The organism is Photobacterium aquimaris, from assembly GCF_002954455.1.
Classification (GTDB): Bacteria; Pseudomonadota; Gammaproteobacteria; order Enterobacterales; family Vibrionaceae; genus Photobacterium; species Photobacterium aquimaris.
The window spans coordinates 1,839,932-1,861,886 of sequence record NZ_MSCC01000001.1 but is presented as its reverse complement, the minus strand read 5'-3'; the positions used below and the strand labels follow the sequence as shown (position 1 = coordinate 1,861,886).

Here is a 21,955-nt window from a genome sequence, read left to right as displayed (position 1 = left end):
AACTTAAAAATAAGACCGCCAAAAAAGCAAAAAAAAACGCACCTCTTTAGAAGTGCGTTAATGTCATTATGATGATTTAATTTAGTTTACGATGTTAAACGTTTTACTGTCATTAACTCATCTTCGTCATCTTGTGCCAGTTGTGCCTCTGTTGCTGGTGGACAGCGATCGACAAACCAGCCCATGTAAGAGCTGACAATCGTGACGATAATACAAACAAAACTTAGCCACATAAATGGTGCGTATGAGAAGGTAGCAACACCTAAAATACTGGCCATATAGATACCATTATCACTCCAAGGCACCATACCAGAGGTTAGCGTGCCACCGAACTCGGCATTACGAGATAGGTTTTTGCGTTGATAACCTAAACGGTCATAGTTTTTAGCACAAATCTTAGGTGTCAGAATTAACGATACGTACATCGCTGAACCAAATACGTTACCAAGGAAAGCGGTTGCAATGGTTGATACTGCAAGACTGCCTGCTGAGTTTACTTTGCGCTCAAATAAACGTGCGATGGTTTGAAGAACGCCGACTTTATCAAGTAAGCCACCAAAACCTAAACCAAAGATAATCACCGCTACAGAGCCCAGCATTGATGACATACCACCACGATTTAGAATCGCATCAATAAACTCAACTCCAGAACTGATTGAAAACGGTGCCCATGCTGCATTAATAGCTTTGATTGGATCCATACCTTGAACCATTATAGCCCATACAATACCCAGTAGTGAGCCAAATGAAATCACAGGGAAAGACGGTAAACGGAACGCCAGTAAAACCAATACCACAACCACTGGAATAAACGATAATGGCGAAATAACAAATTGTTTATCCATTGCTGCAATTACAGAATTGACTTGTGACATATCAATATTGCCAGCGTAGTGGAAACCAACAGCTGTAAATAAAATAGCAGTGATAATATAGCTGATCAGTGAGATCGGTAACATACCTTTGATATGTTCCATGATTTCAACGTTAGACATTGAAGAAGCAAGGATCACTGAATCAGACAGTGGTGACATCTTATCACCAAAATAACAGCCAGAAAGTACCGCACCCGCTGTCATTGGTGCTGGAATGCCCAGACCTTGACCAATACCCATCATTGCAATACCAGCGGTACCTGCGGCTCCCCAAGAAGTGCCTGTTGCTAATGCCGTTAATGAACAGATGATCATTGTCGCAAGCAAGAAAATGGAAGGGTGGATAGCCTCAAGACCATAATAGATAATGGTTGGAACAATGCCGCCAGCAATCCAAGTACCGACGAGAGAACCAACGGCTAATAAGATCAGTACAGCGCCTAAACCATTAGCAATACCTTTAGTGGCTGCTTTTTCTAACGATTTATAATCGTGTCCAAGTTTGATACCGAGTGCAATAATTACAAACCAACCGATATACAGCGCCAGTTGGATTGGCAAATTCAATTTTGAGGTAAAAGAGAATGCAAGGGCAAGGAAAATACCTAGGGCAATAATGACTTGCATTACTGAGGGTAGTTTCACTATTGTCTGTTTTTCCATACTTCTAACCTTGTTTTATCGAGCTTGTTGAAATTGGGTCCAACCCAACCAATCAATACTATTTATCATTGGTTTGTAAATCGGATTGAAAAAGACAGCGACTTAAGCGGCGCTACTTTAGCAAATTGATTTATCATCGTGATAAATAATGTTTTTTTCTGTGATCTAAGTCTTTTTGGTATGGATCTTTCGTAAAACACTGACTTTATTTGTTCTTTTGGTGTTAATTAATGGTTCATATGTTGTGTTTTATATTTTTTGTAAAGTCGTAGTATGTCTATAAAAATCGCATAAAAAGTAGTATCTAGAGTATAAAAAGCTACTAGTTATAATAGTGGTGAACTATCTACCTGCTTATTCACAGTGAGGGAGATTATCAGGGAAAGGCTTTTTTTTCAAAGTTATACCAATGTTAACTTTTTACTAGTTTGATTGCATATTTAATAAATAAGCTCTTTTAATAGCCATTAAGTGTTGTTTTTAGTGGTTTATTGGTTGGTTTTTGTGCTTTTTGGAGCGTTAAAATCAGTGATAATAAAACCTAATATGGCTGATAAGAAACTCAAATGATAATCAAACGGTAAAATATGGTTGGTGATAAACAGCAGTATATTTTACTTATAATTGCAAATTATGCTTGTTTTTGGCTGCGTAAATCTCTATAGATGGGTAAAGAAATTTAATACCACAGGGAGTGTAGTTGCAAATGATGACAGTAGGTTTAGTTGGTTGGCGCGGCATGGTTGGTTCAGTCTTAATGCAGCGCATGGTTGAGGAAGGTGATTTTGCCGTTATCAATCCGGTATTTTTTACCACATCACAAGTCGGTTTAGCGGCGCCTAATTTTGGTAAAGATGCTGGCGTATTACAAGATGCGTTTGATATAGAAGCATTGAAGCGACTCGATGTCGTGATCACCTGCCAAGGTGGTAGTTATACTGAGAAAGTTTACCCAGCATTGCGTCAAGCAGGTTGGAAAGGTTATTGGATTGATGCAGCATCGACATTACGCATGCAGCCTGATTCAATAATTACCCTTGATCCGGTTAACTTTGATCAGATCCAACAAGGGATCCATAACGGTACGAACACTTATGTTGGTGGTAATTGTACCGTTAGTTTGATGCTAATGGCTGTTGGTGGCTTGTATAAAGCGGGACTGGTTGAGTGGATGACATCACAAACCTATCAAGCAGCATCTGGCGCAGGTGCAAAGAATATGCGCGAGTTAATTAGCCAAATGGGCGTGATCAATGATTCGGTAGCCAGTGAGCTAGCCAATCCTGCGACGTCTATTTTAGATATTGATCGTAAAGTGGCACGAACATTACGTGCCGTTGATTTTCCTGCTCAAGAATTTGGTGCGCCACTGGCTGGCTCGTTGATCCCTTGGATTGATGTGAAACGCGATAACGGGCAAAGTAAAGAAGAGTGGAAGGCATCGGTTGAAACCAACAAAATTTTAGGGTTGCAAGATAGTCCAATCCCAATTGATGGTACTTGTGTACGTATCGGTGCGATGCGTTGCCATAGCCAAGCGTTAACATTGAAGCTCAAGAAAAATGTACCGCTTGATGAAGTCGAAGCGATTATTGCGTCTCATAATGATTGGGTAAAAGTGATCCCAAATGAGCGTGATATTACTGTGCAAGAATTAAGCCCTGCTAAAGTAACAGGTACACTATCGGTTCCTGTGGGTCGATTACGTAAACTTGCTATGGGTGATGAGTACCTAAATGCGTTTACGGTTGGTGATCAGTTATTGTGGGGCGCTGCAGAACCATTGCGTCGTACTCTACGTATTTTGTTGGCTGAAAAAGGTTAATTATTATCTAGCCTTGATTAAGATATAAAAAACGCCTGCGGCTTTCTCTTTCTAGTCAAAAGTATGCAGGCGTTTTTATTGATAGCGTTATCGGTTTATTTGTCTGTAATTAATGATTCTTCTTACGCCAACCGCGACCCGAGAGTAGCGAGTTTAGGACATCTTTGTCTGTTAATTTGCTCATACTTACATAAATGACATGCTGTAAGCTGATAATGTTTTTGAGGCCTTATCAGTGAGCTCAGCAACGACTTCTGCGGCGGTTTTGGTGCGCTCTCCCCACGGTTTAACAAAATATGGTTAGTCGGCTGTGATTCAATATAAGACAGATTTGCAGCGATGCTATCATTACCTTCCATTACGGCATTGAGCTCGGCATTATGTTTTACATGGTTGCGGCTTTTTTACTTCGTCTTGAGCAGAAGCAATACTGCTGGAGGTTAAGATAGCGACGCTAAGTGCTGCGATGGAGAACGTTTTGTAATATACGCTAATAACTCTCGGTTGAATGATGAGTGATGCACAATTATACAATCGAGCAATAAAAAGCATGTCAAAACAGGGTTGGATGTTTCATGATGTTAGTGGGTAAATGCAGTGTAAGTAAAATATTGAATTGTTATATATAAACCAATGATTAATAGCTGATGAGGAAATAGGTAACAATATGAGCGTGATTGTCGAGGTATAAAAAAACCCGTCTCAATAATGAAACGGGTTGATGTTATTAAACAGGAATATTACGCAGCTAGATTTTTAGCAGCGAAGTCCCAGTTAACAAGTGACCAGAATGCAGCCATGTAATCAGGGCGAACATTGCGGTAATCGATGTAGTAAGCGTGTTCCCAAACATCAACAGTTAGAAGAGGTGTCATTTTCAGACCTTCTTCAGCAATTGGGCAGCCTGCGTTTGAAGTGTTAACGATTTCTAATGCGCCATCTTCAGTTTTTACTAGCCATGTCCAACCAGAACCAAAGTTATTGATTGCTGAGTCTGTGAATTTAGCTTTGAATTCAGCGAAAGAACCGAAGGTTTTAACAATTGCGTCTGCTAATTCACCAGTAGGCTCGCCGCCGCCATTTGGACTTAGGCAATGCCAGTAGAAAGTGTGGTTCCATACTTGAGCTGCATTGTTGAAAACACCACCAGTAGAAGTCTGTACGATTTCTTCAAGAGATTTTTCAGCAAGGTCAGTACCTTCTACAAGACCGTTTAGCTTAACAACGTAAGTGTTGTGATGCTTACCGTAGTGGTATTCTAGCGTTTCTTGAGAAATATGTGGCTCAAGAGCGTTGATTGCGTACGGTAGAGCTGGTAGTTCAAATGCCATTGCTCAATTCTCCATTTTAATTATTGGGCTTATACCCACGACATTACTTTCTAGTAGGTGTTAGCACCTACTTATTATTTGAATCTGACCGTTTTATTTTAGCAAGTTTTTAGTTTATTAAAAGCATTAAACTTAAAAAAATACCCTATACCGCGTTATTGATTACGTCAATAACCACTTAATAGATATCAATATAACTAAGATTACGCTTTATTATGTAAAAGAGAGACTAAACATAATTTGAAAGTATTTTTATTGGTGACGATAACCAAGTAGAATGGTAGGGTTTATTACAAATGATTATTAGAATCGGACGAGGAAGCGATGGAAACTATCGATAAAATTAAACAACAAATTTCAGATAATGCTATTTTGTTGTACATGAAAGGCTCTCCAAAATTGCCAAGCTGTGGTTTCTCATCACAAGCATCACAAGCGTTAATGAACTGTGGTGAAAAATTTGCGTTTGTAGATATCCTTCAAAACCCAGATATTCGTGCAGAGCTACCTGTTTATGCACAGTGGCCAACATTCCCACAATTATGGATTGACGGTGAACTTATTGGTGGTTGTGACATCATTTTGGAAATGTTCCAAAAAGGTGAATTACAAACATTAATTAAAGAAGCTGCTGCTCGCCGTGATGCACAAGCTGCTGAGTAAGATTGCTGTTTAAGTGTTTTTGTACTTATAAAAAACCGCTACGTTAAACGTTGGCGGTTTTTTATATCAAGCTTAAATCGCAGTCATCATTGTGATGCTATTGCGACTACAGAATCATTGATGCGATCCAGCCAAAAGCAATCAGTGGCAAGTTGTAGTGAATAAACGTCGGTACAACTGAATCCCAAATATGATCATGTTGACCATCGGCATTAAGACCTGATGTTGGACCCAAGGTTGAATCCGAAGCTGGAGAGCCTGCATCACCAAGTGCTGCAGCGGTACCTACAATCGCAATTGTTGCCATTGGCGAGAAACCAAAAGATAAACATAACGGTACATAAATTGTTGCAAGAATAGGGATAGTTGAGAACGATGAACCAATCCCCATTGTTACTAATAGACCAACGACTAACATCAATAATGACGCTAATGGCTTATTGTTACCAATAATCGCTTCAAGTGAATTAACTAAAGTTTCAACGCCACCTGTTGCTTTCATTACTGCAGCAAAACCTGCCGCTGCAATCATAATAAAGCCGATCATTGCCATCATATGTACACCTTTAGTGAACACATCGTGGGTTTCTTTCCATTTGATGACGCCAGTAAAGGTAAACACCATAAAGCCGACTAAACCACCGACAATCATTGAGCCGCTATACAGCTGTGCACCTAATGCTGCAAAAATAGCCCCTACAGCTACATACACATGGCGCATATCGATGACTTTTTTCTCTGGCTCACTGGCAAGAATTTTCTCTTCTGAATATTCGCGTGGCTTACGGTAGCTGACAAATGTTGCCATTAATAAGCCAAACACCATGCCACATGCAGGTAGGATCATTGCGATAGGCACTTGGCTTGCCGCAACATCTAACCCATTATCATGTAAATTTTTAAGCAGAATGTTGTTGAGAAAGATACCGCCAAAACCAATAGGAAGTACCATATAAGGGGTGACTAAACCAAAGGTTAATACACAGGCAATTAAACGGCGATCAAGCTTAAGCTTGGCAAAGACATGTAATAGCGGTGGAATAACAATCGGAATAAAGGCGATATGGACTGGGATAACGTTCTGAGAAGAGATGGCAAGCAATACTAAAATGATAAGAACGCTATATTTCACACCAGTAGCTGCCGCAATATTTTCATGGCCGCTAATGCGCTTAATAACTTTTTGAGCGAGGACGTCAGTAATACCTGAACGTGAAATCGCGACGGCAAACGCACCTAACATGGCGTAGCTTAGAGCGGTTGTGGCACCGCCACCTAATCCACCTTCAAAGGCTGAAATCGTATCGGTGAGCGATAAACCTCCGATAAGACCACCAATAATGGCACTAAATGTAAGAGCAACCACGACATTGACACGCATTAAAGCGAGTACCAGCATGATGCATACGGCGATAATTACAGGGTTCATAAAACGTGAGTTCCATCCGTTAGTTGCATTATTACTTCGTTCGATTGTCTGGCAGTGTTCAACACTGCTAGATGCGATTTAATTATAATTATGAGACTTTGATCCCATATCACACAGTGTGCTTGATTTTCAGCATTTGTCGAGAAAAAAATTCCATAATTATGTTTATAAAGAATAAGCCTTTTTAGTATTTATCACTTTGTTTTATATGCCAAAAAAAAGCGAGCATCACGCTCGCTTCTTATGATTAAACATTTTATTGATAAAAAACTTAAGGGGCTGTGGTTATTACGCTTTTATTCTCTATCGTGAGGTTTAGGCCATTAGTGTTTATAAATGACGCTATTTCCGTTTGCATTTCTTGGGTCACGGCAGGACTAATTGTTGAATCGAGCAGTGATGAATGGTCACCTTGATTAAATAAAATGGCATTGTGTACTAATTGGTTAGTCGTGCTTTGGTTAGTGATCATTAGATCTAAGCCACTAATTAGCGGGGTTGTGCCGGTAAACGGAGAGTAGGGGTGTAAAATCGTGGTACCGTCAACGGTTGCTCCTAATGGGGTCATATTAGGAATGGTCGCATCATTTTTTACTTGAGCTAAATATAAGCCTGTATTTGGGCTTACTAGAGGAGCATGGTTAGTTGGATCGATAGTATCTAATACCGTTTGAGCCGCGTACGCAAAGCTATTAAAAGTGGCATATATTGCGGTTAAGGTTGCAACAGAACTCGCATCGCCTTTAGCAATTAGATCCGCCTGATAAACATTAAAGCATACATCAGGTTGCAATGATTGTTGCTGGCAAAAAGCGGCAAAGGTTGGATTGGTTGTCGCCATTAAGTTGCCTTTAACAAAATCTCCAAAACTACCAGAGTTTAGTAATAAGTAAGGAATTTCACCGCCAGGGTTAGCTAAAGCAAGGGCATTTATGTCGAATAAGAGTGCATCAGTTTGCGGTATGTCTACGGGACGATTTGCAATGTTGGCCACACTGACACCGGTGATAGCGCCTAAAGAGTGACCAATAAAGTTAACTCCTTGCGCTGGATCGAGCGTTTTTAAATTACCTAAACTCCCAATTGCAGCGGCATCACTTGATGCAATAGTCGCAAATACTTGCCCAATTGCTGCACGCAATCCAATTATATCTGTTGCACTTTGGCGAAGGTTATCTCTGGCAACAGTGAGTGCCGATAAATTTAAATAGTACTCAGGGTGACCATCACTGGCGCTGCCATCAACCCCTGCAATTGCTCGACTGCCATGCAATGGATGATCGATGGCAAAAATCGCTTGGCACTGCTCATTTATAATATTATCTGCTAGAGCTAATACGGTTTCTTTGGTGCTAGTAATGCCATGTAAATAAATACTGGTGGCATTCTTTGCTACCTGATCACAACTCGGGTCTACAGGTAGAATCAAGGTGTAATCAAGATATTGTACTGATTGTAGCTTGGGCAATGGACTAAAGCGGGTGATCAATCGTTGTGGATCAAGCTGGTTGCCATCAGCTAATGTCAATGTTGCGCCTGTTAGTGTCACCAGTAAGCGACGTTGTATGTCTGCATCACTAGCCGCTGCTGCAATGTCTGCTGGAGTAATATTGAGTTGAGCTAATTGCGCAACAATTGCTGCTTTATCAGCGTCACTACTTGAGGTTAATACTGAGCTGATAATGGCTAAACTTGGCATACCACTTTGCCAAGGCGTTGTTGCAAAACCTGCGGCAGTATTATCTAAAAAATAGGGCAGTGCTATTGTGCCAGTATAGATTTCCCCTTTTGCTTGTGGTGTGGTTTGCTTAGTATCGGTGAGATTGGAGAAACTAAATAGGTTGCGTAAATCTGAGGTTGAGACTTGATCGTTAATCGCACTGCCTTTCCAAATGGTATTAGCACCTTGCTGTAATGCCAGTGCTGTTGCTGCTTTAACGGCATATACCGCATCACCGATAGAAGCGGTTGTAAACCAACTTGAGAACATAATGCTGTCTTGGTTAACCCCTACCTTTACAAATTCAGCTTCTGTGGCGTGAGTAATGTCTTGGGCTGCAACCAGTGCCGCAACCGGAGCTGGCGCATTGGCTTTTAAGACCGCATAGCTATTACTCATACCGACACTATCACCATTGCTGTCTTTAAGATCGCTTGTAATAGCAAACATATAATTAGTAGCGGGTTTTAATGGTTTTAACAGCACTACAGTGAGCGTGGTACCTGATGCTGATAATATAAAGTCGCCATTATTTTGAGTGAGTTTAGTCGGTTCTATGGTGTTGGTACTGGTGGTTGGATCGCTAGACTCAATTAAATAAAAGCCATTAGCTAGCGTTGTGCTATCAAGATCATGCCCTATAAATTGCAGCTGTAATGGTTGACTGGTACTCCAACCATCGGTGTGTCCCATTGTTATTAATGGATCGCTAATATCATTGGCATCAGCAGCTGCAACTTCGGTATTTAAAGTGCCGTCGCGACTGTCCATTAATAAATAAGTGGGTTGAACAAGGGTAGGGCTTTGTGGATCAGTGATTAAATCAAAGTTGATTTTAGTCGCTGCGTTAATGCTATCGGTAATATTGGGATCCAGTGTTGGTGTCCCTTCTAATTTGCTGTCGCCACCACACCCTATTAGCCCCAAACTTGTTGTTAGTATCGTTAAAATATACTTGTTCATATATTTCCTTATTTAAATGTTGTTATGCATTGTGGCTAAAAGGCATAGTTAATTTGTGCAGCTCCAATATAAGCAACACTGCTGGCAGTAAAACGGTGGTCAGTTTCAATAAAGTCGTTGTCTTTGCCATAGATATAACTCAAGCCAATATCAATACTTAAGCGAGGACTATGTTGGTAAGTGACGCCGGCTGAATACCAGTAGCGGTCAGTATCTGGAATACTAAGCGTGGCTTTACCGCCTTGTTCATCAAAGGCAAATCCAGCGCGTAAGGTAATGGTAGAGTTGAGGGTGTATGTGGTGCCAATAGCCCATCGAAATGCATCGCTATAATCTTCATCTTTTAGTAAGCAAATCCCTGGCATTTGACCATTGAAATTACATTGTGCGTTGGTGGCACGTAACTCTTTAAATGAACTCCATTGGGTCCAAAAAAGACTGTAATGAACCGCAATTTTCGGATTAAGCTGATGAAAACCAGAAAATTCAGCGGTGGCGGGTAGAATAACTGGGAGTTTTCCTTTAATGGTTTGACCGCGATTGGCACTGCCTAATACTAATCCGGAGTAATCAGTAAAATCGCCTTTAAAATCAAGATTAACTTTTGAACGGTAAGCGAGTCCAAAACGGTTATTATCATTTAATTGATAGAAAGCACCGATGTTCCATCCCCAGCTCCAAGTGTCACCTTCCATGTTAATGGTTTTATCACTGGGTTTAATCGTAGGATAGAACGGTAACGCATTCTGTCCATAATGGCGATAGAGTTCAGCTTTGGCATAAACAGCATTGAGACCAACCCCAAGGCTTAGTTGGTTATTAACTTTGTAAGCAATACTAGGGTTTAAATTGATGGCTACCAGTGAGGTTTTACCAGCAGAACTACCATCATAAAAATCGGCGGGATAATCGGTGGTTACGCCGTAGCCTGAAAATAATGCTAGCCCCCAAGAAAGGCGCTCATTAAGCGGTTGAATAAAATAACTAGCAGGTACAAAAGCGGTTGGAGCAACATTTTTGGCAGTTTGGATGCCGTTAGGTGCGTCATGGGCGATAACATCAATCTCAGGTATAACAATACTGCCGACAACTGATACTGTCATGGTGTTAAATTTTGTCATTGCCGCGGGATTGCGAGAGATGACCGCTGCGTTATCAGCGATAGCAGCCTCTCCTGCAAAAGCGCGGCCTAAACCTGACGCTGATTGTTCTGAGACTTGAAATCCGGCACTAAACGCAGAAGTACTAGTCAGCGCTGCACAAAGCGCAAGGGAAAGATAACGTATATTTACGGACATTATTCTGCCTCTCAGTTGTCGTTATGTTATTTTTTATTCATCCATGAGGAAAAACAAAACGCATTACAGACCAAGTATAAGATTAATGTTAAGTAATTGTTAATTTTTACATCTATTTATTTGATGACGATGTGAGAGGTATAAAAAACCCATACAGGATGGGTTTAATAAAAAATTCAGCGCAATTTAGATTATTTGTTGCCAGTGTCGTCTGTTGGTGGCGTGAATAATGGCCAGCCACCTAGTTGTTTCCATTTATTAACGATTTTACAAAATAATTCAGCGGTACGTTCAGTATCATATAATGCTGAGTGCGCTTCTTTATTATCAAATGGAATTTCAGCTGTTTGACAGGCTTTAGCCAACACAGTTTGTCCAAAGGCTAAACCGCTTAATGCTGCGGTATCAAAGGTCGCAAATGGATGAAATGGATTACGTTTTAGTTTCGCGCGCTCAGAGGCAGCCATCACAAAGCTATGATCAAAAGTCGCATTATGCGCCACCATAATCGCACGAGTGCAATCAGTGTTTTTTTGTTCTTTTCTGATTTGCTTATAAATTTCTTTGAGTGCAACTTCTTCAGATACCGCGCCACGTAATGGGCTAAAAGGATCACGAATGCCGTTAAATTCTAACGCTTCTTTATGCAAGATTGCACCTTCAAAAGGAGCGACATGGAAGTGAATAGTTGTTGCAGGTTTTAGCCAACCATCTTCATCCATTTGTAAAGTGACAGCACAAATCTCTAATAAGGCATCTGTTTTGGCATTAAAACCTGCAGTTTCAACGTCAATAACGACTGGAAAGTAGCCGCGAAAGCGACTTTTTAAGGTATTACATTGGTTATCTTGGCTCATAGTACTGCTGTCAAAATAAAAGAATCACCTAGTATGGCAGATTAAGCGTTTAATTTCATTGCTGTTCAATCATAGAAATACGATTTGAAGTAACGATGACTCAATTGAGTAATAGAAGGCTAAAGCTCATACCATAAATGCCGATATAGCAGTGTAACGTTATTATCGTCGTTGTATTATTTTCTCTTAGTCTGGTTATAAAATGAATTCAATAGAATTATTAATGCCTTGGTTACGAATTGGATTAGTTATTAGTGTATTTATTTCAATATCGAATGCTGAGGCTAAAAACTATCTTGCCTCGCCACATCAATCACAGTGGCAACTTGTGGTTGATACGCCTTTAGAGTGTCGATTAGAACACGCCATTCCAGCTTATGGAACTGCGCAGTTTTCAGCACGTTCCAGTAAAAAAATGAACCTGCATTTTGAGTTGAAAATGCAGCGTCAACTTGGAGCAACCCGCAATGTTAAGTTAACTTCAATGCCACCGAGTTGGATGCCTGGCGATGCGGCTCATGCGATGGTTAATTTAAAATTCTTCAAACAATTTGATGGCTATATTGAAGGTAATACCGCCTGGCAAATGTTGGCGGAGTTAGAAGATGGACGTAATCCAACGTTTAGCTATAAAAGTTGGCCAACTCAGCAACAACGTCAGTTAGAAGTTGGTTTATCTGCGGTTAATTTTAATAAATCGTATCAACTTTTTAGTCAATGCCTGAATAACTTGATGCCATTTAGTTTTGACGATATTGCCTTTACTATTTTGCATTATAACAATGATAGTGATGAGCTGAATAATATGTCACAGCAGCGGTTAGCGCAGATTGCTGATTATGTGCGTTATTCTGATGATATCGATTTAGTGTTAGTTGCTGCATACAGTGATTCAGCACTAGGAACCGCGGCAGGACAACAGTTATCAGAACAACGAGCAGCTAAAATTGAAGATTACTTTAGAGGGTTAGGCTTACCCGACAATCGTATTCAAGTTGAAGCACATGGAAAACGGCGACCGATTGCCGATAATTCAACCCCTGTCGGTCGACATCAAAATCGTCGAGTGGTGATTTCATTAGGGCGTAGTCAAATTTAAACTCATTATGAGCGCAATGTTAATCGTCTGTTGACATAGGTTATTGATAACACCTTTATGATAATGCTGTTGATCAGCGAATAAGGATTTAAATATGAATAAGCGTCTATTAATCGGTATCGTAATTATTGTCGCAGTAATTGCTGGTATAAAAATGTTCACTACCACGGTTGAGAATGTGGCAATAGATACCACCAAGGAAGTGCTCAACAAAGTCGTTAAAGTAGATTTAAAGCCCGTTGCTGAAGCAATAAAAAATCAACAATTGTGTAAACCTGGTGCGGCAACTGAATTACAGGCGCTAGGTCATGAAGGTCAGCCTTTAGCACGAAGTATGGCTTATATCGCCCTTGCCCAAGAAAGCTACCTTCAAGGCGATAAGCAAAAAGCAGCAATAGAATTACAGCAATCTCTTGATGCTAGTGGTAAAAAAGTCTCACCTCAACAACGTGATGAGTTATTAAATGCGCTTGGTAAAGGGGCTGCAGAGCTTGCCGCTAAACGTAAACAAAATGGCTTTAATATTGACTGTACACCATTGTAATAACTAGATTATTAGCCTCAAAAAGGAGCATTTTAATGCTCCTTTTTTGTTGGTGACGATTATGGATGAAATAGATATACCAATATCAAAGCGATGTTAGATTTCTATTTTGTCTTTGTACTCGCATAAATCTTCAATAATACAGCTACCGCAGCGAGGTTTACGTGCGATGCAGGTATAGCGACCATGCAAAATTAGCCAGTGGTGGACATCGACTTTAAACGCAGCCGGAACAACTTTTAGCAATTTTTCTTCCACTTGCTCAACATTTTTCCCCATCGCAAATTTCGTGCGATTACAAACTCGAAAAATATGGGTATCAACTGCAATAGTTGGCCAACCAAAGGCTGTGTTAAGGACGACATTAGCAGTTTTTCGACCGACACCAGGTAATGCTTCTAATGCTTCGCGATTTTCAGGGATTTTTCCATTGTGTTTATCTAATAGAATACGGCATGTTTTGATGACGTTTTCAGCTTTAGAATTAAATAAGCCAATGGTTTTTATATATTGCTTCACACCATCAATACCAAGATCAAAGATAGCTTGGGGAGTATTGGCGATAGGGTAAAGTTTATCTGTGGCTTTGTTGACACTAACGTCAGTCGCTTGGGCTGATAGCAACACCGAGATTAATAGCTCAAATGGTGTTGTCCAATGAAGTTCAGTTTGTGGGTGTGGATTTTCAGCTTGTAATCGTTCTAATATCTGAACCCGTTTTTGATTATTCATAGTCTTTCCTGACAAACGTAGTGTAAATATCACCATTATTGTTGAGGGTGAGCACCGAACGGTAATAGTTACAATTGTGATTATAATTATAGATATATCAATAGTAAAAACTGGCCCGAAAGCCAGTTTTATTATAAGTAGATAACAATAACAATATTACTTAACATCAGTAATATGAGCACGCTCTACTTTGGGTTGTTGTTCTAACGCAGATTGCTTATCGGCTTTATATTTATCAATAACATTTTTCACTGCAATCATGAAACCGACACCAAGGAAAGCACCTGGTGGTAACATCGCCAGTAAAAAACTGCTATCAAAATGAAATATTTGAATATGCAGTACTGATGCCCAATCGCCTAATAAACGGTTAGCGCCATCAAACAATGAACCTTTACTTAAGATTTCACGCATCGCACCCAGTAAAAACAGGGCAGATGTCATACCAAGCCCCATCCATAAACCGTCTAAAACAGCAGGCAATGGTTTGTTTTTAGAAGCAAAAGCTTCAGCTCGACCAATAATAATACAGTTAGTTACGATCAAAGGAATGAAGATACCTAATGATTTATATAAACCATAAACATAGGCATTCATTAATAATTGTACGCACGTTACCAGTGATGCAATGATCATCACGAATACTGGAATACGTATTTCTGACGGCACTAATTTTCGAATTACTGAAATGGTAAAATTAGACATCACCAATACCATGGTAGTGGCAAGTCCTAAACCTAATGCGTTGGTTGCGGTTGATGATACCGCCAGTAATGGACATAGACCTAACAGCTGTACTACTGTCGGGTTGTTATACCATAAACCATTTTTCATCAACTCTTTATAAGATGTGGTCATAATTATTCACTCGGACAGTCTAGTGGCTGGCTAAGAATTTGCTGCTGATTATTTTGCCAGTACAACGATATATTTTTGACGGCTTTTACCACAGCACGCGGTGTAATCGTCGCTCCTGTAAATTGGTCAAATTCACCGCCATCTTTACGTACATGAAACTTAGGATCGTTGGCACCATTAACACGCTTACCAGTAAAACTATAGATCCAGTCACTGACAGAGGTTTCAATTTTATCACCAAGTCCCGGTGTTTCATGCTGCTCTAGAATACGTACACCAGTGATAACCCCTTTCGTATCAAGTCCAACAATCAGTTTAATCGCACCGCTATAACCATCAGGAGCAATACCTTCAATAGCAATACCTGTAGGCTTACCATCTTTGGTCGCGATATAAGCCGGCATTGCCGTTTTGGTACCGATATATTGCAGGTTTTTAACTAAGGTACAGCGCTTATAAAGTAAATTATTGTGACTACTAACAGGAATAACTTGGTTTAAGGTATTCAATAACTGTTGCTGTTGTTGCTGAAAAATACGATCAGCGGTGAAATAGTGAGTAAGAGAAACTAATGCCGTTGATAACAAAGCAAAAATTGCTAGAATCAAACCATTTTTTTTCATTGATTTAAACATGGTCATACTCATTATTAGTGTCCGTAAGTGCGTGGGCGGGTGTAGTAATCAATGATAGGTACACATAAATTACCCAACAATACCGCAAAAGCAACCCCATCAGGAAAGCCACCCCAAGTTCGGATCAAATAGATCATTACGCCAATAAAAGCACCAAAGATCAGTCGGCCTTTTATTGTTGTTGATGCGGTAACGGGGTCGGTTGCTATAAAGAATGCACCCAACATTGTTGCACCAGAGAACATATGTAATAGCGGTGACGCGGCAACGGTTGGATCTATGACATAAATAATGCTGCTAATTACGAATAATGAACTCAGCATTGCAACAGGAATGTGCCATTGAATAACACGTAATTTAAGCAGTAATAAACCGCCTAATAAGAAGCCAATGTTAACCCACTCCCAACCAACGCCGGCCAATGTGCCATACACTGGTTTTTTCATCGCTTCAGCAACGGTCATACCTGTTTTTAATGAGGTTTTTAGCGTGTCTAATGGTGTCGCCATGGTATAACCATCAACGGACATTTTCAGCTGTTGAACACTAAAGCCATCAGGGGTAAAGCCAGTGAAAATGGCAGACAAACTATCCATAAAGGTAACGGGATTAGCACTTAATGATACCGGTGGTAACCAGGTTGTCATCTGAACTGGGAATGAGATTAACAATACAACATAGGCAACCATTGCTGGGTTAAATAAGTTCTGTCCCATACCACCATACAGGTGCTTTGCGATTACGATAGCAAAGAATACCCCGATAACAGTGATCCACCATGGTGCTAAAGGTGGAATTGAAATACCAATCAATACCCCCGTTAACAGTGCAGTATTATCACGCAGATAAGGTGCTAATGGACGTTGGCGTAATTTTAGTACGATGACTTCAAATATAATCGCGCAGATAGATGCGAAAACGATTTGGATCAGGGTTCCAAGACCAAAAAAGTAGCATTGAGCAACAACGCCAAACATTGCGCATAAAATAACCGTACGCATGATGACACTCGTACTACGACGATTATGTGCATGGGGTGAGCTGGCAATATTAAAAGCCACGATTATTCTTCCTCAATGTTAGGTTGTACTTTATGGACTTGCTGAGCTGCTTTACGGGCTTTAGCGCGTGCAACGGCAGCAGCGACAGCGGCTTTTTTAGGATCGCTTTCAACGTTAGCGTTCACTTCAGCCGTAGCTTCTGCGGCAGGGGTTGATGGTGCCTGTTGAGCAGCTTTACGGGCTTTAGCGCGTGCAACAGCAGCAGCGACAGCGGCTTTTTTAGGGTCGCTTGCAACGTCAGTGTTCACTTCAGTCGTAGGCTCAGAAGCTGCGGTTGCTTGCTCTTGTTGAGCGGCTTTACGGGCTTTAGCGCGTGCAACAGCAGCAGCGACAGCGGCTTTTTTAGGATCGCTTTCAACGTTAGCGTTTACTTCAGCCGTAGCTTCTGCGGCAGGGGTTGATGGTGTCTGTTGAGCAGCTTTACGGGCTTTAGCGCGTGCAACAGCTGCGGCGACAGCGGCTTTTTTAGGATCGCTTGCAACGTCAGTGTTTACTTCAGTCGTAGGCTCAACAGCAGATGTTGCTTGTTGTTGCTGGGCTGCTTTACGGGCTTTAGCGCGTGCAACAGCTGCAGCAACAGCATCTTTTTTATCTGTTACTTGCTCTGTAGGTTGTTCTGTATCCGTTTGTTGCTGCATTAACTCTGCATGTTTCGCTGCTTTTTGTTCACGTGCTTGCAGTTTTCGTTGTTTACGCAGTGCTGCCATTTCGCTGTTATCTGGTACTGCATTTGCTTCTGATGTAGAAGCTGCTTGCCTCGCTTTTGCTTTTGCTATCGCAGCTGCTACTGCCGGTTTAACCGCTGCTGGTGCAGTGTCGGTTGCGGCAGCTTGTTTCGCTTTAACACGGGCAATAGCGGCTGCAACGGCATCGTCACCACCTGTTGTTGCCATTTGCTGACGACGATCGGTGGCTGCTTTAGCAAAGCGGTTTTCACGTTCAGCTTTATCGCGTTCCATACGCTGTTGTTTAGCTTCGAAACGCTGACGAGCACGTTCAGCACTCATTTCGTCTTGTTTACGTTCCCAAATTTCAGCTTTGGCTTGACGGTAATACTGTACTAACGGAATTTCACTCGGACAAACATAAGCACAAGCGCCACATTCAATACAGTCACTTAAATTATATTCTTCACATTTTTCGTAGTTTTTATCTTTGGCATACCATTGTAATTGTTGTGGTAACAATGATGATGGACAAGCATCGGCACAGGCTGAACAGCGAATACAAGCCATTTCATAGGTATGTAACGGTAATTCTTTACGCTTAGGTGTTAAAATACAGTTAGTAATTTTGGTGATAGGCACATTTGCATGAGGCAGTGTAAAGCCCATTAGTGAGCCACCAATAATCACTCGAGGATATTTTTTATCGGCTTGATAGCCAAATTTCTCAAGCAAGTACGCAATTGGCGTTCCTAATAACGCAAACACATTACCACGTTCTTTAAAGGCTTCACCGGTTAATGTTACTACGCGTTCAATTAATGGTTCACCGTCAACAATCGCACGTTTAATCGCAAATGCCGTTCCCACGTTTTGCATAATAACCCCAATTGAGGTTGAACGTGCTTGGCTTGGTACTTCGCGGCCAGTTAAGATCTTAACTAATTGCTTGGAGCTACCAGAAGGGTATTTAGTCGGAATCACGCGAATAAGAATATTATCATCTTCGCTGACACAAGCTTCTAATGCTTTAATGGCATCGGGCTTATTATCCTCAATACCAATGATGGTTAATTTAGGCGCGATGATATGACATAAAATACGAATGCCTTCAATAACTTCATCGGCATAGTCTTGCATTAGTCTGTCATCGGCTGTGATATAAGGTTCACATTCTGCGGCATTGATAATTAAAATATCAACGTTACCTAAACCACCTTGCAGTTTTCGTGCAGTAGGAAAACCTGCGCCACCTAAGCCAGCAATACCAGCAAGTCGAATCGCTTCAATAAGTTCAGCAGGATCACGATCTTGATAATCAGGATATTGTGTGCCACGACACCAAGTATCTTGGTGGTCGGTTGAGATAACAATAGATAGATCAGTTAAGCCTGAAGGGTGAGCGGTGGTACGTTGTTCTATCGCAGTAATCGTGCCAGAGCTCGGTGCGTGAATAGGCACACACATCGCAATATCACCTTGCGTTAGTGGTTGGCCTTTTAGTACGTGATCGCCGATGTTGACAATAATGTCGCCACGAGAGCCGATATGTTGTTTTAACGGTAATACCAATTCACTTGGAATGCCCGCAGCTTTGATCGGTTGCTTACTTGACAATAGTTTGTTTTCAGCAGGATGAATGCCGCCATGGAAATCCCACAGCTTGCCTTGTTTAATTTGTTCAATAATTGAGAGCATGACTACGGCTTAACCTTTTCTACATTCGCTGTCGCAGCAATATTAACCACGGGTATTTGGTTGAGTTGCCATTTCCAGTTATCCGGTGTTTCTTCAACAGGGATCATTTCAATACAGTCAGTAGGGCAAGGAGAAACACAAAGATCGCAGCCTGTACATTCGTCTTTTATTACAGTGTGGATTGCTTTAGTGCCGCCAACAATGGCATCAACAGGGCACGCTTGAATACACTTGGTGCAACCAATACACATATCTTCATGAATAAAAGCGACTTTTTTAATGCTGTTGGTGACTTTATCAGAAGCTTGAGGCACTTCAACACCCATTAAATCAGCCAGTTTCTCAATGGTTGCTTGGCCGCCTGGTGGGCATTTATTAATGATTTCACCATTAGCAATAGCTTCAGCATAAGGACGACAACCCGGAAACCCACATTGACCACATTGTGTTTGCGGTAAAATGGCATCAATTTGCTCAACAATTGGATCAGCTTCAACTTTGAAACGTACTGAAGCAAAACCTAAAATAATGCCAAATATTGCAGCTAATACTGCGAGCACAATGGCAGCAATTAAGATCCCGCTCATTACAATTTCACCAATCCAGTAAAGCCCATAAAGGCAAGAGACATAAGACCTGCAGTGATCATCGCAATAGATGCACCTTTAAAGGGCGCAGGCACATCAGCGGCTGCAATTCGTTCACGCATGGAAGCAAATAATACTAATACCAATGAGAAACCCACCGCAGCACCAAAACCATAAATGACAGATTGGATAAAGTTATGGTGCTCATTGGTATTTAATAAAGCCACACCCAATACCGCACAGTTAGTCGTGATCAATGGTAAGAATATACCCAGCAAACGATAGAGTGTTGGGCTAGTTTTATGAACTACCATTTCAGTAAATTGCACCACTACTGCGATCACAAGTATAAAGCTCAGTGTGCGTAGATATTGGATGCCAAGAGGATCCAAAATGTAGGTTTCAACGAGATATGCGCACACAGAAGCGAGGGTTAGCACAAATGTTGTTGCTAAGCCCATTCCGATTGCTGTTTCTAGTTTCTTAGATACACCCATAAAAGGGCATAGACCTAAGAATTTAACGAGTACAAAGTTGTTAACCAACACTGTCCCGATGAGGAGTAACAGGTATTCAGTCATACCAAATTCATTATCATTGCAAGAGATCTTAACATTATCTGATTTTGTGAGCGCTATAACAACTCCTCAAGGGTAGGGTTTTATCTATTAATTGTATTAAATTTAGCTAGTTGATTGAAAAGTAAGTTTTTAGTTAACGATAATTCTTATTTTGTCGTTGTTATTAAAATTGAGTTGTTGATCAAATGTGTTTTTTTTGAGTGGTGATGGTATGCAGTGTGTTTTTTTTAAGTAGTCAAGCTGCTAATAGGTATGAGTGGATGACTGTTTTTCATCGAAGTTTTTTTAAATTGTGATTTTGTCGGTTGTAAACATAGCTAATTTTGCGTTTGATATAGTGAGTTAAATATAAATAGTGTTAGTGTTAACACGCCTGATGAATAAACATAGCTTATAGGATAGAACAATGGATATTTTATTACTCAGTAACGGTAAAATTGCAGGAAATACCCACGTAATGGAATTTGCGGCAGATGCAATTATCGATCAAGTTAAACGTACTGGGGCTAAGCATTTTGTAGTCATTCCATACGCAGTTATTCGTTCAAGCCACGATGATCGAGTGGCATTAGTTCAAGCAACATTTGATAAGTTAGGATTGGATTGCATTGCAACAGGTTTGCACAATGCACCAGATCCAGTAGCAGCCATTGAACAAGCTGACGGTATTATTGTTAGTGGTGGTAATACATGGGTACTTAATAAAACCTTGCATGATTTAGGTCTTGTTGGACCCATTCGAAAAGCTGTATTAAAACAAGGTAAAGCTTATATTGGTTGGAGTGCAGGGACCAATATTGGTTGTCCAACGATCCGTACGACTAATGATATGCCAATTGTTACTGGTGCTATTTTATCATCATTAAACTTTGTTCCTTTTCAAATTAATCCACACTATTTAGAAGCATCAGTTGAAGGTCATATGGGTGAAACCCGTGATGAACGTATTCAAGAGTTTCTTGAGATTAATAAGCATGAACCGGTTATTGGTATTCCTGAAGGAACATGGTTAGCTATTGCTGATAATAATATTAGTTATCATGCAGCGAATGGTAAACCATTAAAATTCTTTAGCTATGGTAATGAACCTGTTTATTATCAACCAGGCGATGATGTGCAGTTTTTAATGGATCTTAGTTACTGAGTGCATTGTTACTATTTTGTGCTGATAAACAAGGCTAGCCATCAGGCTAGCTTTTTTAATTTTTTTCATTAAAAAGGCTTGATTTTTAAGAAGTGCCTAATCATCTGGTGTTTTGGCTGTTGTCCACAATTTCTGTGGATAACTATGTTGATGATCGTCGCTAAATTGAGGGCTGTTGATAAAATTCAAAATGGCAAAATAGGCACTATTCGTAATGATAATCAGACGTCTGGTAAGAACATAAACACAACATTGCTACTAATAATGAGTAATTATAAATATATGTAGCGTGATATTAAAAGTTATAAATATTGGAAAAGCTGTGGATGATAGTTAATTTATTAGTCGTTACAGCATTCAATAATTGAATATTGTCTTCTAAAATCAATGATATCTGCTAAGTATGGATAATTAAGCCTCATTAAAAAGTGTTTTTTTAGTAAAAAGACATAAAAAACGATGAATTATTTTATCGTACATTATAAATTTTAATTTTATCCGTACTCATTAAGAGTTATTGTTATTTGGTATCTATTTGAAGTAAAAGATATTTTATTATTTGTTAATGTGATGCCTATGTTCACATAATAAATCACATCGAGATGCATTACTCTTGATTATATATTATTAGTGATATATTCATTAGTAAGTATTTATTGTTGATAGACCTTTACTTATTATTTAACGGCATTAAGTATTTCTGTATTCATTATTGCCTTCTATCTTT

The 21,955-nt window shown here is 40.2% G+C and carries 18 protein-coding genes; 5 read left to right on the top strand and 13 right to left on the bottom strand.

Annotated features, from left to right (window positions below; translation table 11 throughout):
- Nucleotides 1–86 precede the first annotated feature (86 nt).
- Nucleotides 87–1,538: a Na+/H+ antiporter NhaC gene (gene nhaC, locus BTN98_RS08140; RefSeq protein ID WP_060998164.1), complete on the bottom strand. Its 1,452-nt coding sequence runs from the start codon at nucleotides 1,536–1,538 to the stop codon at nucleotides 87–89.
- A gap of 709 nt (nucleotides 1,539–2,247) precedes the next feature.
- Here nhaC and asd point away from each other — a divergent pair.
- Complete coding sequence (asd, locus tag BTN98_RS08135; protein ID WP_105030004.1) at nucleotides 2,248–3,363, top strand: aspartate-semialdehyde dehydrogenase; 1,116 nt, start codon at nucleotides 2,248–2,250, stop codon at nucleotides 3,361–3,363.
- 740 nt (nucleotides 3,364–4,103) lie between these two features.
- Here the strand turns inward: asd and sodB are convergent.
- Nucleotides 4,104–4,694: a superoxide dismutase [Fe] gene (gene sodB / locus BTN98_RS08125; protein ID WP_060998166.1), complete on the bottom strand. Its 591-nt coding sequence runs from the start codon at nucleotides 4,692–4,694 to the stop codon at nucleotides 4,104–4,106.
- 324 nt (nucleotides 4,695–5,018) lie between these two features.
- Here sodB and grxD point away from each other — a divergent pair, with 324 nt between their 5' ends.
- Nucleotides 5,019–5,357 carry a Grx4 family monothiol glutaredoxin gene (gene grxD / locus BTN98_RS08120; RefSeq protein WP_060998167.1) on the top strand — a complete coding sequence of 113 codons (339 nt, stop codon included), beginning with the start codon at nucleotides 5,019–5,021 and terminating at the stop codon, nucleotides 5,355–5,357.
- Nucleotides 5,358–5,463: 106 nt separating this feature from the next.
- Here the strand turns inward: grxD and BTN98_RS08115 are convergent, their stop codons facing one another.
- The 4 genes from BTN98_RS08115 to rnt form a co-directional block, all read right to left on the bottom strand.
- Nucleotides 5,464–6,786 (bottom strand): Na+/H+ antiporter family protein, encoded by a 1,323-nt coding sequence (locus tag BTN98_RS08115; RefSeq protein WP_060998168.1) that lies wholly within the window; start codon nucleotides 6,784–6,786, stop codon nucleotides 5,464–5,466.
- A gap of 271 nt (nucleotides 6,787–7,057) precedes the next feature.
- Nucleotides 7,058–9,469: a VolA/Pla-1 family phospholipase gene (locus BTN98_RS08110; protein ID WP_060998169.1), complete on the bottom strand. Its 2,412-nt coding sequence runs from the start codon at nucleotides 9,467–9,469 to the stop codon at nucleotides 7,058–7,060.
- Nucleotides 9,470–9,504: 35 nt separating this feature from the next.
- A complete protein-coding gene (locus tag BTN98_RS08105; protein ID WP_060998170.1) occupies nucleotides 9,505–10,767 on the bottom strand; it encodes an outer membrane protein transport protein in 1,263 nt (420 codons plus the stop codon).
- A gap of 191 nt (nucleotides 10,768–10,958) precedes the next feature.
- Entirely contained in the window at nucleotides 10,959–11,624 is a 666-nt protein-coding gene (gene rnt / locus BTN98_RS08100) for a ribonuclease T (protein ID WP_060998171.1), read from the bottom strand.
- 223 nt (nucleotides 11,625–11,847) lie between these two features.
- On the opposite strand from rnt, the gene motY reads away from it, so the two are divergent.
- Both motY and BTN98_RS08090 read left to right on the top strand, forming a co-directional pair.
- Nucleotides 11,848–12,723: a flagellar protein MotY gene (motY, locus tag BTN98_RS08095; RefSeq protein ID WP_105029976.1), complete on the top strand. Its 876-nt coding sequence runs from the start codon at nucleotides 11,848–11,850 to the stop codon at nucleotides 12,721–12,723.
- A 94-nt stretch (nucleotides 12,724–12,817) separates the two neighbouring features.
- Nucleotides 12,818–13,267, top strand: a complete 450-nt coding sequence (locus BTN98_RS08090; RefSeq protein ID WP_060998173.1) for a hypothetical protein — start codon at nucleotides 12,818–12,820, stop codon at nucleotides 13,265–13,267.
- A gap of 96 nt (nucleotides 13,268–13,363) precedes the next feature.
- Here the strand turns inward: BTN98_RS08090 and nth are convergent, their stop codons facing one another.
- The 7 genes from nth to rsxA all read right to left on the bottom strand — a co-directional run bounded on the left by nth (nucleotide 13,364) and on the right by rsxA (nucleotide 20,084).
- Nucleotides 13,364–13,999, bottom strand: a complete 636-nt coding sequence (gene nth, locus BTN98_RS08085; protein ID WP_060998174.1) for an endonuclease III — start codon at nucleotides 13,997–13,999, stop codon at nucleotides 13,364–13,366.
- Between the two features lie 156 nt (nucleotides 14,000–14,155).
- On the bottom strand, nucleotides 14,156–14,857 hold the full coding sequence (locus tag BTN98_RS08080) for an electron transport complex subunit E (protein ID WP_060998175.1): 702 nt from the start codon (nucleotides 14,855–14,857) through the stop codon (nucleotides 14,156–14,158).
- 2 nt (nucleotides 14,858–14,859) lie between these two features.
- Entirely contained in the window at nucleotides 14,860–15,492 is a 633-nt protein-coding gene (rsxG, locus tag BTN98_RS08075) for an electron transport complex subunit RsxG (RefSeq protein WP_060998247.1), read from the bottom strand.
- 14 nt (nucleotides 15,493–15,506) lie between these two features.
- Nucleotides 15,507–16,553 (bottom strand): electron transport complex subunit RsxD, encoded by a 1,047-nt coding sequence (rsxD, locus tag BTN98_RS08070; RefSeq protein WP_060998176.1) that lies wholly within the window; start codon nucleotides 16,551–16,553, stop codon nucleotides 15,507–15,509.
- A gap of 2 nt (nucleotides 16,554–16,555) precedes the next feature.
- Nucleotides 16,556–18,916, bottom strand: coding sequence for an electron transport complex subunit RsxC (gene rsxC / locus BTN98_RS08065; protein WP_105029975.1), 2,361 nt, complete (start codon nucleotides 18,914–18,916; stop codon nucleotides 16,556–16,558).
- A 2-nt stretch (nucleotides 18,917–18,918) separates the two neighbouring features.
- Entirely contained in the window at nucleotides 18,919–19,503 is a 585-nt protein-coding gene (gene rsxB, locus BTN98_RS08060) for an electron transport complex subunit RsxB (RefSeq protein WP_060998178.1), read from the bottom strand.
- Nucleotides 19,503–20,084 carry an electron transport complex subunit RsxA gene (rsxA, locus tag BTN98_RS08055; protein WP_060998179.1) on the bottom strand — a complete coding sequence of 194 codons (582 nt, stop codon included), beginning with the start codon at nucleotides 20,082–20,084 and terminating at the stop codon, nucleotides 19,503–19,505. Before rsxA ends, rsxB begins: the two co-directional genes overlap by 1 nt.
- Nucleotides 20,085–20,490: 406 nt before the next feature.
- Between rsxA and pepE the strand changes: the two genes are divergently transcribed.
- Nucleotides 20,491–21,228 carry a dipeptidase PepE gene (pepE, locus tag BTN98_RS08050; protein WP_060998180.1) on the top strand — a complete coding sequence of 246 codons (738 nt, stop codon included), beginning with the start codon at nucleotides 20,491–20,493 and terminating at the stop codon, nucleotides 21,226–21,228.
- Nucleotides 21,229–21,955: the final 727 nt, after the last annotated feature.

Excerpts from the sequence above, each read along its gene's own strand:
- nhaC (WP_060998164.1), bottom strand. The coding sequence starts at position 1,538 with ATGGAAAAACAGACAATAGTGAAACTACCCTCAGTAATGCAAGTCATT.
- asd (WP_105030004.1), top strand. The coding sequence starts at position 2,248 with ATGACAGTAGGTTTAGTTGGTTGGCGCGGCATGGTTGGTTCAGTCTTA.
- sodB (WP_060998166.1), bottom strand. The coding sequence starts at position 4,694 with ATGGCATTTGAACTACCAGCTCTACCGTACGCAATCAACGCTCTTGAG.
- grxD (WP_060998167.1), top strand. The coding sequence starts at position 5,019 with ATGGAAACTATCGATAAAATTAAACAACAAATTTCAGATAATGCTATT.
- BTN98_RS08115 (WP_060998168.1), bottom strand. The coding sequence starts at position 6,786 with ATGAACCCTGTAATTATCGCCGTATGCATCATGCTGGTACTCGCTTTA.
- BTN98_RS08110 (WP_060998169.1), bottom strand. The coding sequence starts at position 9,469 with ATGAACAAGTATATTTTAACGATACTAACAACAAGTTTGGGGCTAATA.
- BTN98_RS08105 (WP_060998170.1), bottom strand. The coding sequence starts at position 10,767 with ATGTCCGTAAATATACGTTATCTTTCCCTTGCGCTTTGTGCAGCGCTG.
- rnt (WP_060998171.1), bottom strand. The coding sequence starts at position 11,624 with ATGAGCCAAGATAACCAATGTAATACCTTAAAAAGTCGCTTTCGCGGC.
- motY (WP_105029976.1), top strand. The coding sequence starts at position 11,848 with ATGCCTTGGTTACGAATTGGATTAGTTATTAGTGTATTTATTTCAATA.
- BTN98_RS08090 (WP_060998173.1), top strand. The coding sequence starts at position 12,818 with ATGAATAAGCGTCTATTAATCGGTATCGTAATTATTGTCGCAGTAATT.
- nth (WP_060998174.1), bottom strand. The coding sequence starts at position 13,999 with ATGAATAATCAAAAACGGGTTCAGATATTAGAACGATTACAAGCTGAA.
- BTN98_RS08080 (WP_060998175.1), bottom strand. The coding sequence starts at position 14,857 with ATGACCACATCTTATAAAGAGTTGATGAAAAATGGTTTATGGTATAAC.
- rsxG (WP_060998247.1), bottom strand. The coding sequence starts at position 15,492 with ATGTTTAAATCAATGAAAAAAAATGGTTTGATTCTAGCAATTTTTGCT.
- rsxC (WP_105029975.1), bottom strand. The coding sequence starts at position 18,916 with ATGCTCTCAATTATTGAACAAATTAAACAAGGCAAGCTGTGGGATTTC.
- rsxB (WP_060998178.1), bottom strand. The coding sequence starts at position 19,503 with ATGAGCGGGATCTTAATTGCTGCCATTGTGCTCGCAGTATTAGCTGCA.
- rsxA (WP_060998179.1), bottom strand. The coding sequence starts at position 20,084 with ATGACTGAATACCTGTTACTCCTCATCGGGACAGTGTTGGTTAACAAC.
- pepE (WP_060998180.1), top strand. The coding sequence starts at position 20,491 with ATGGATATTTTATTACTCAGTAACGGTAAAATTGCAGGAAATACCCAC.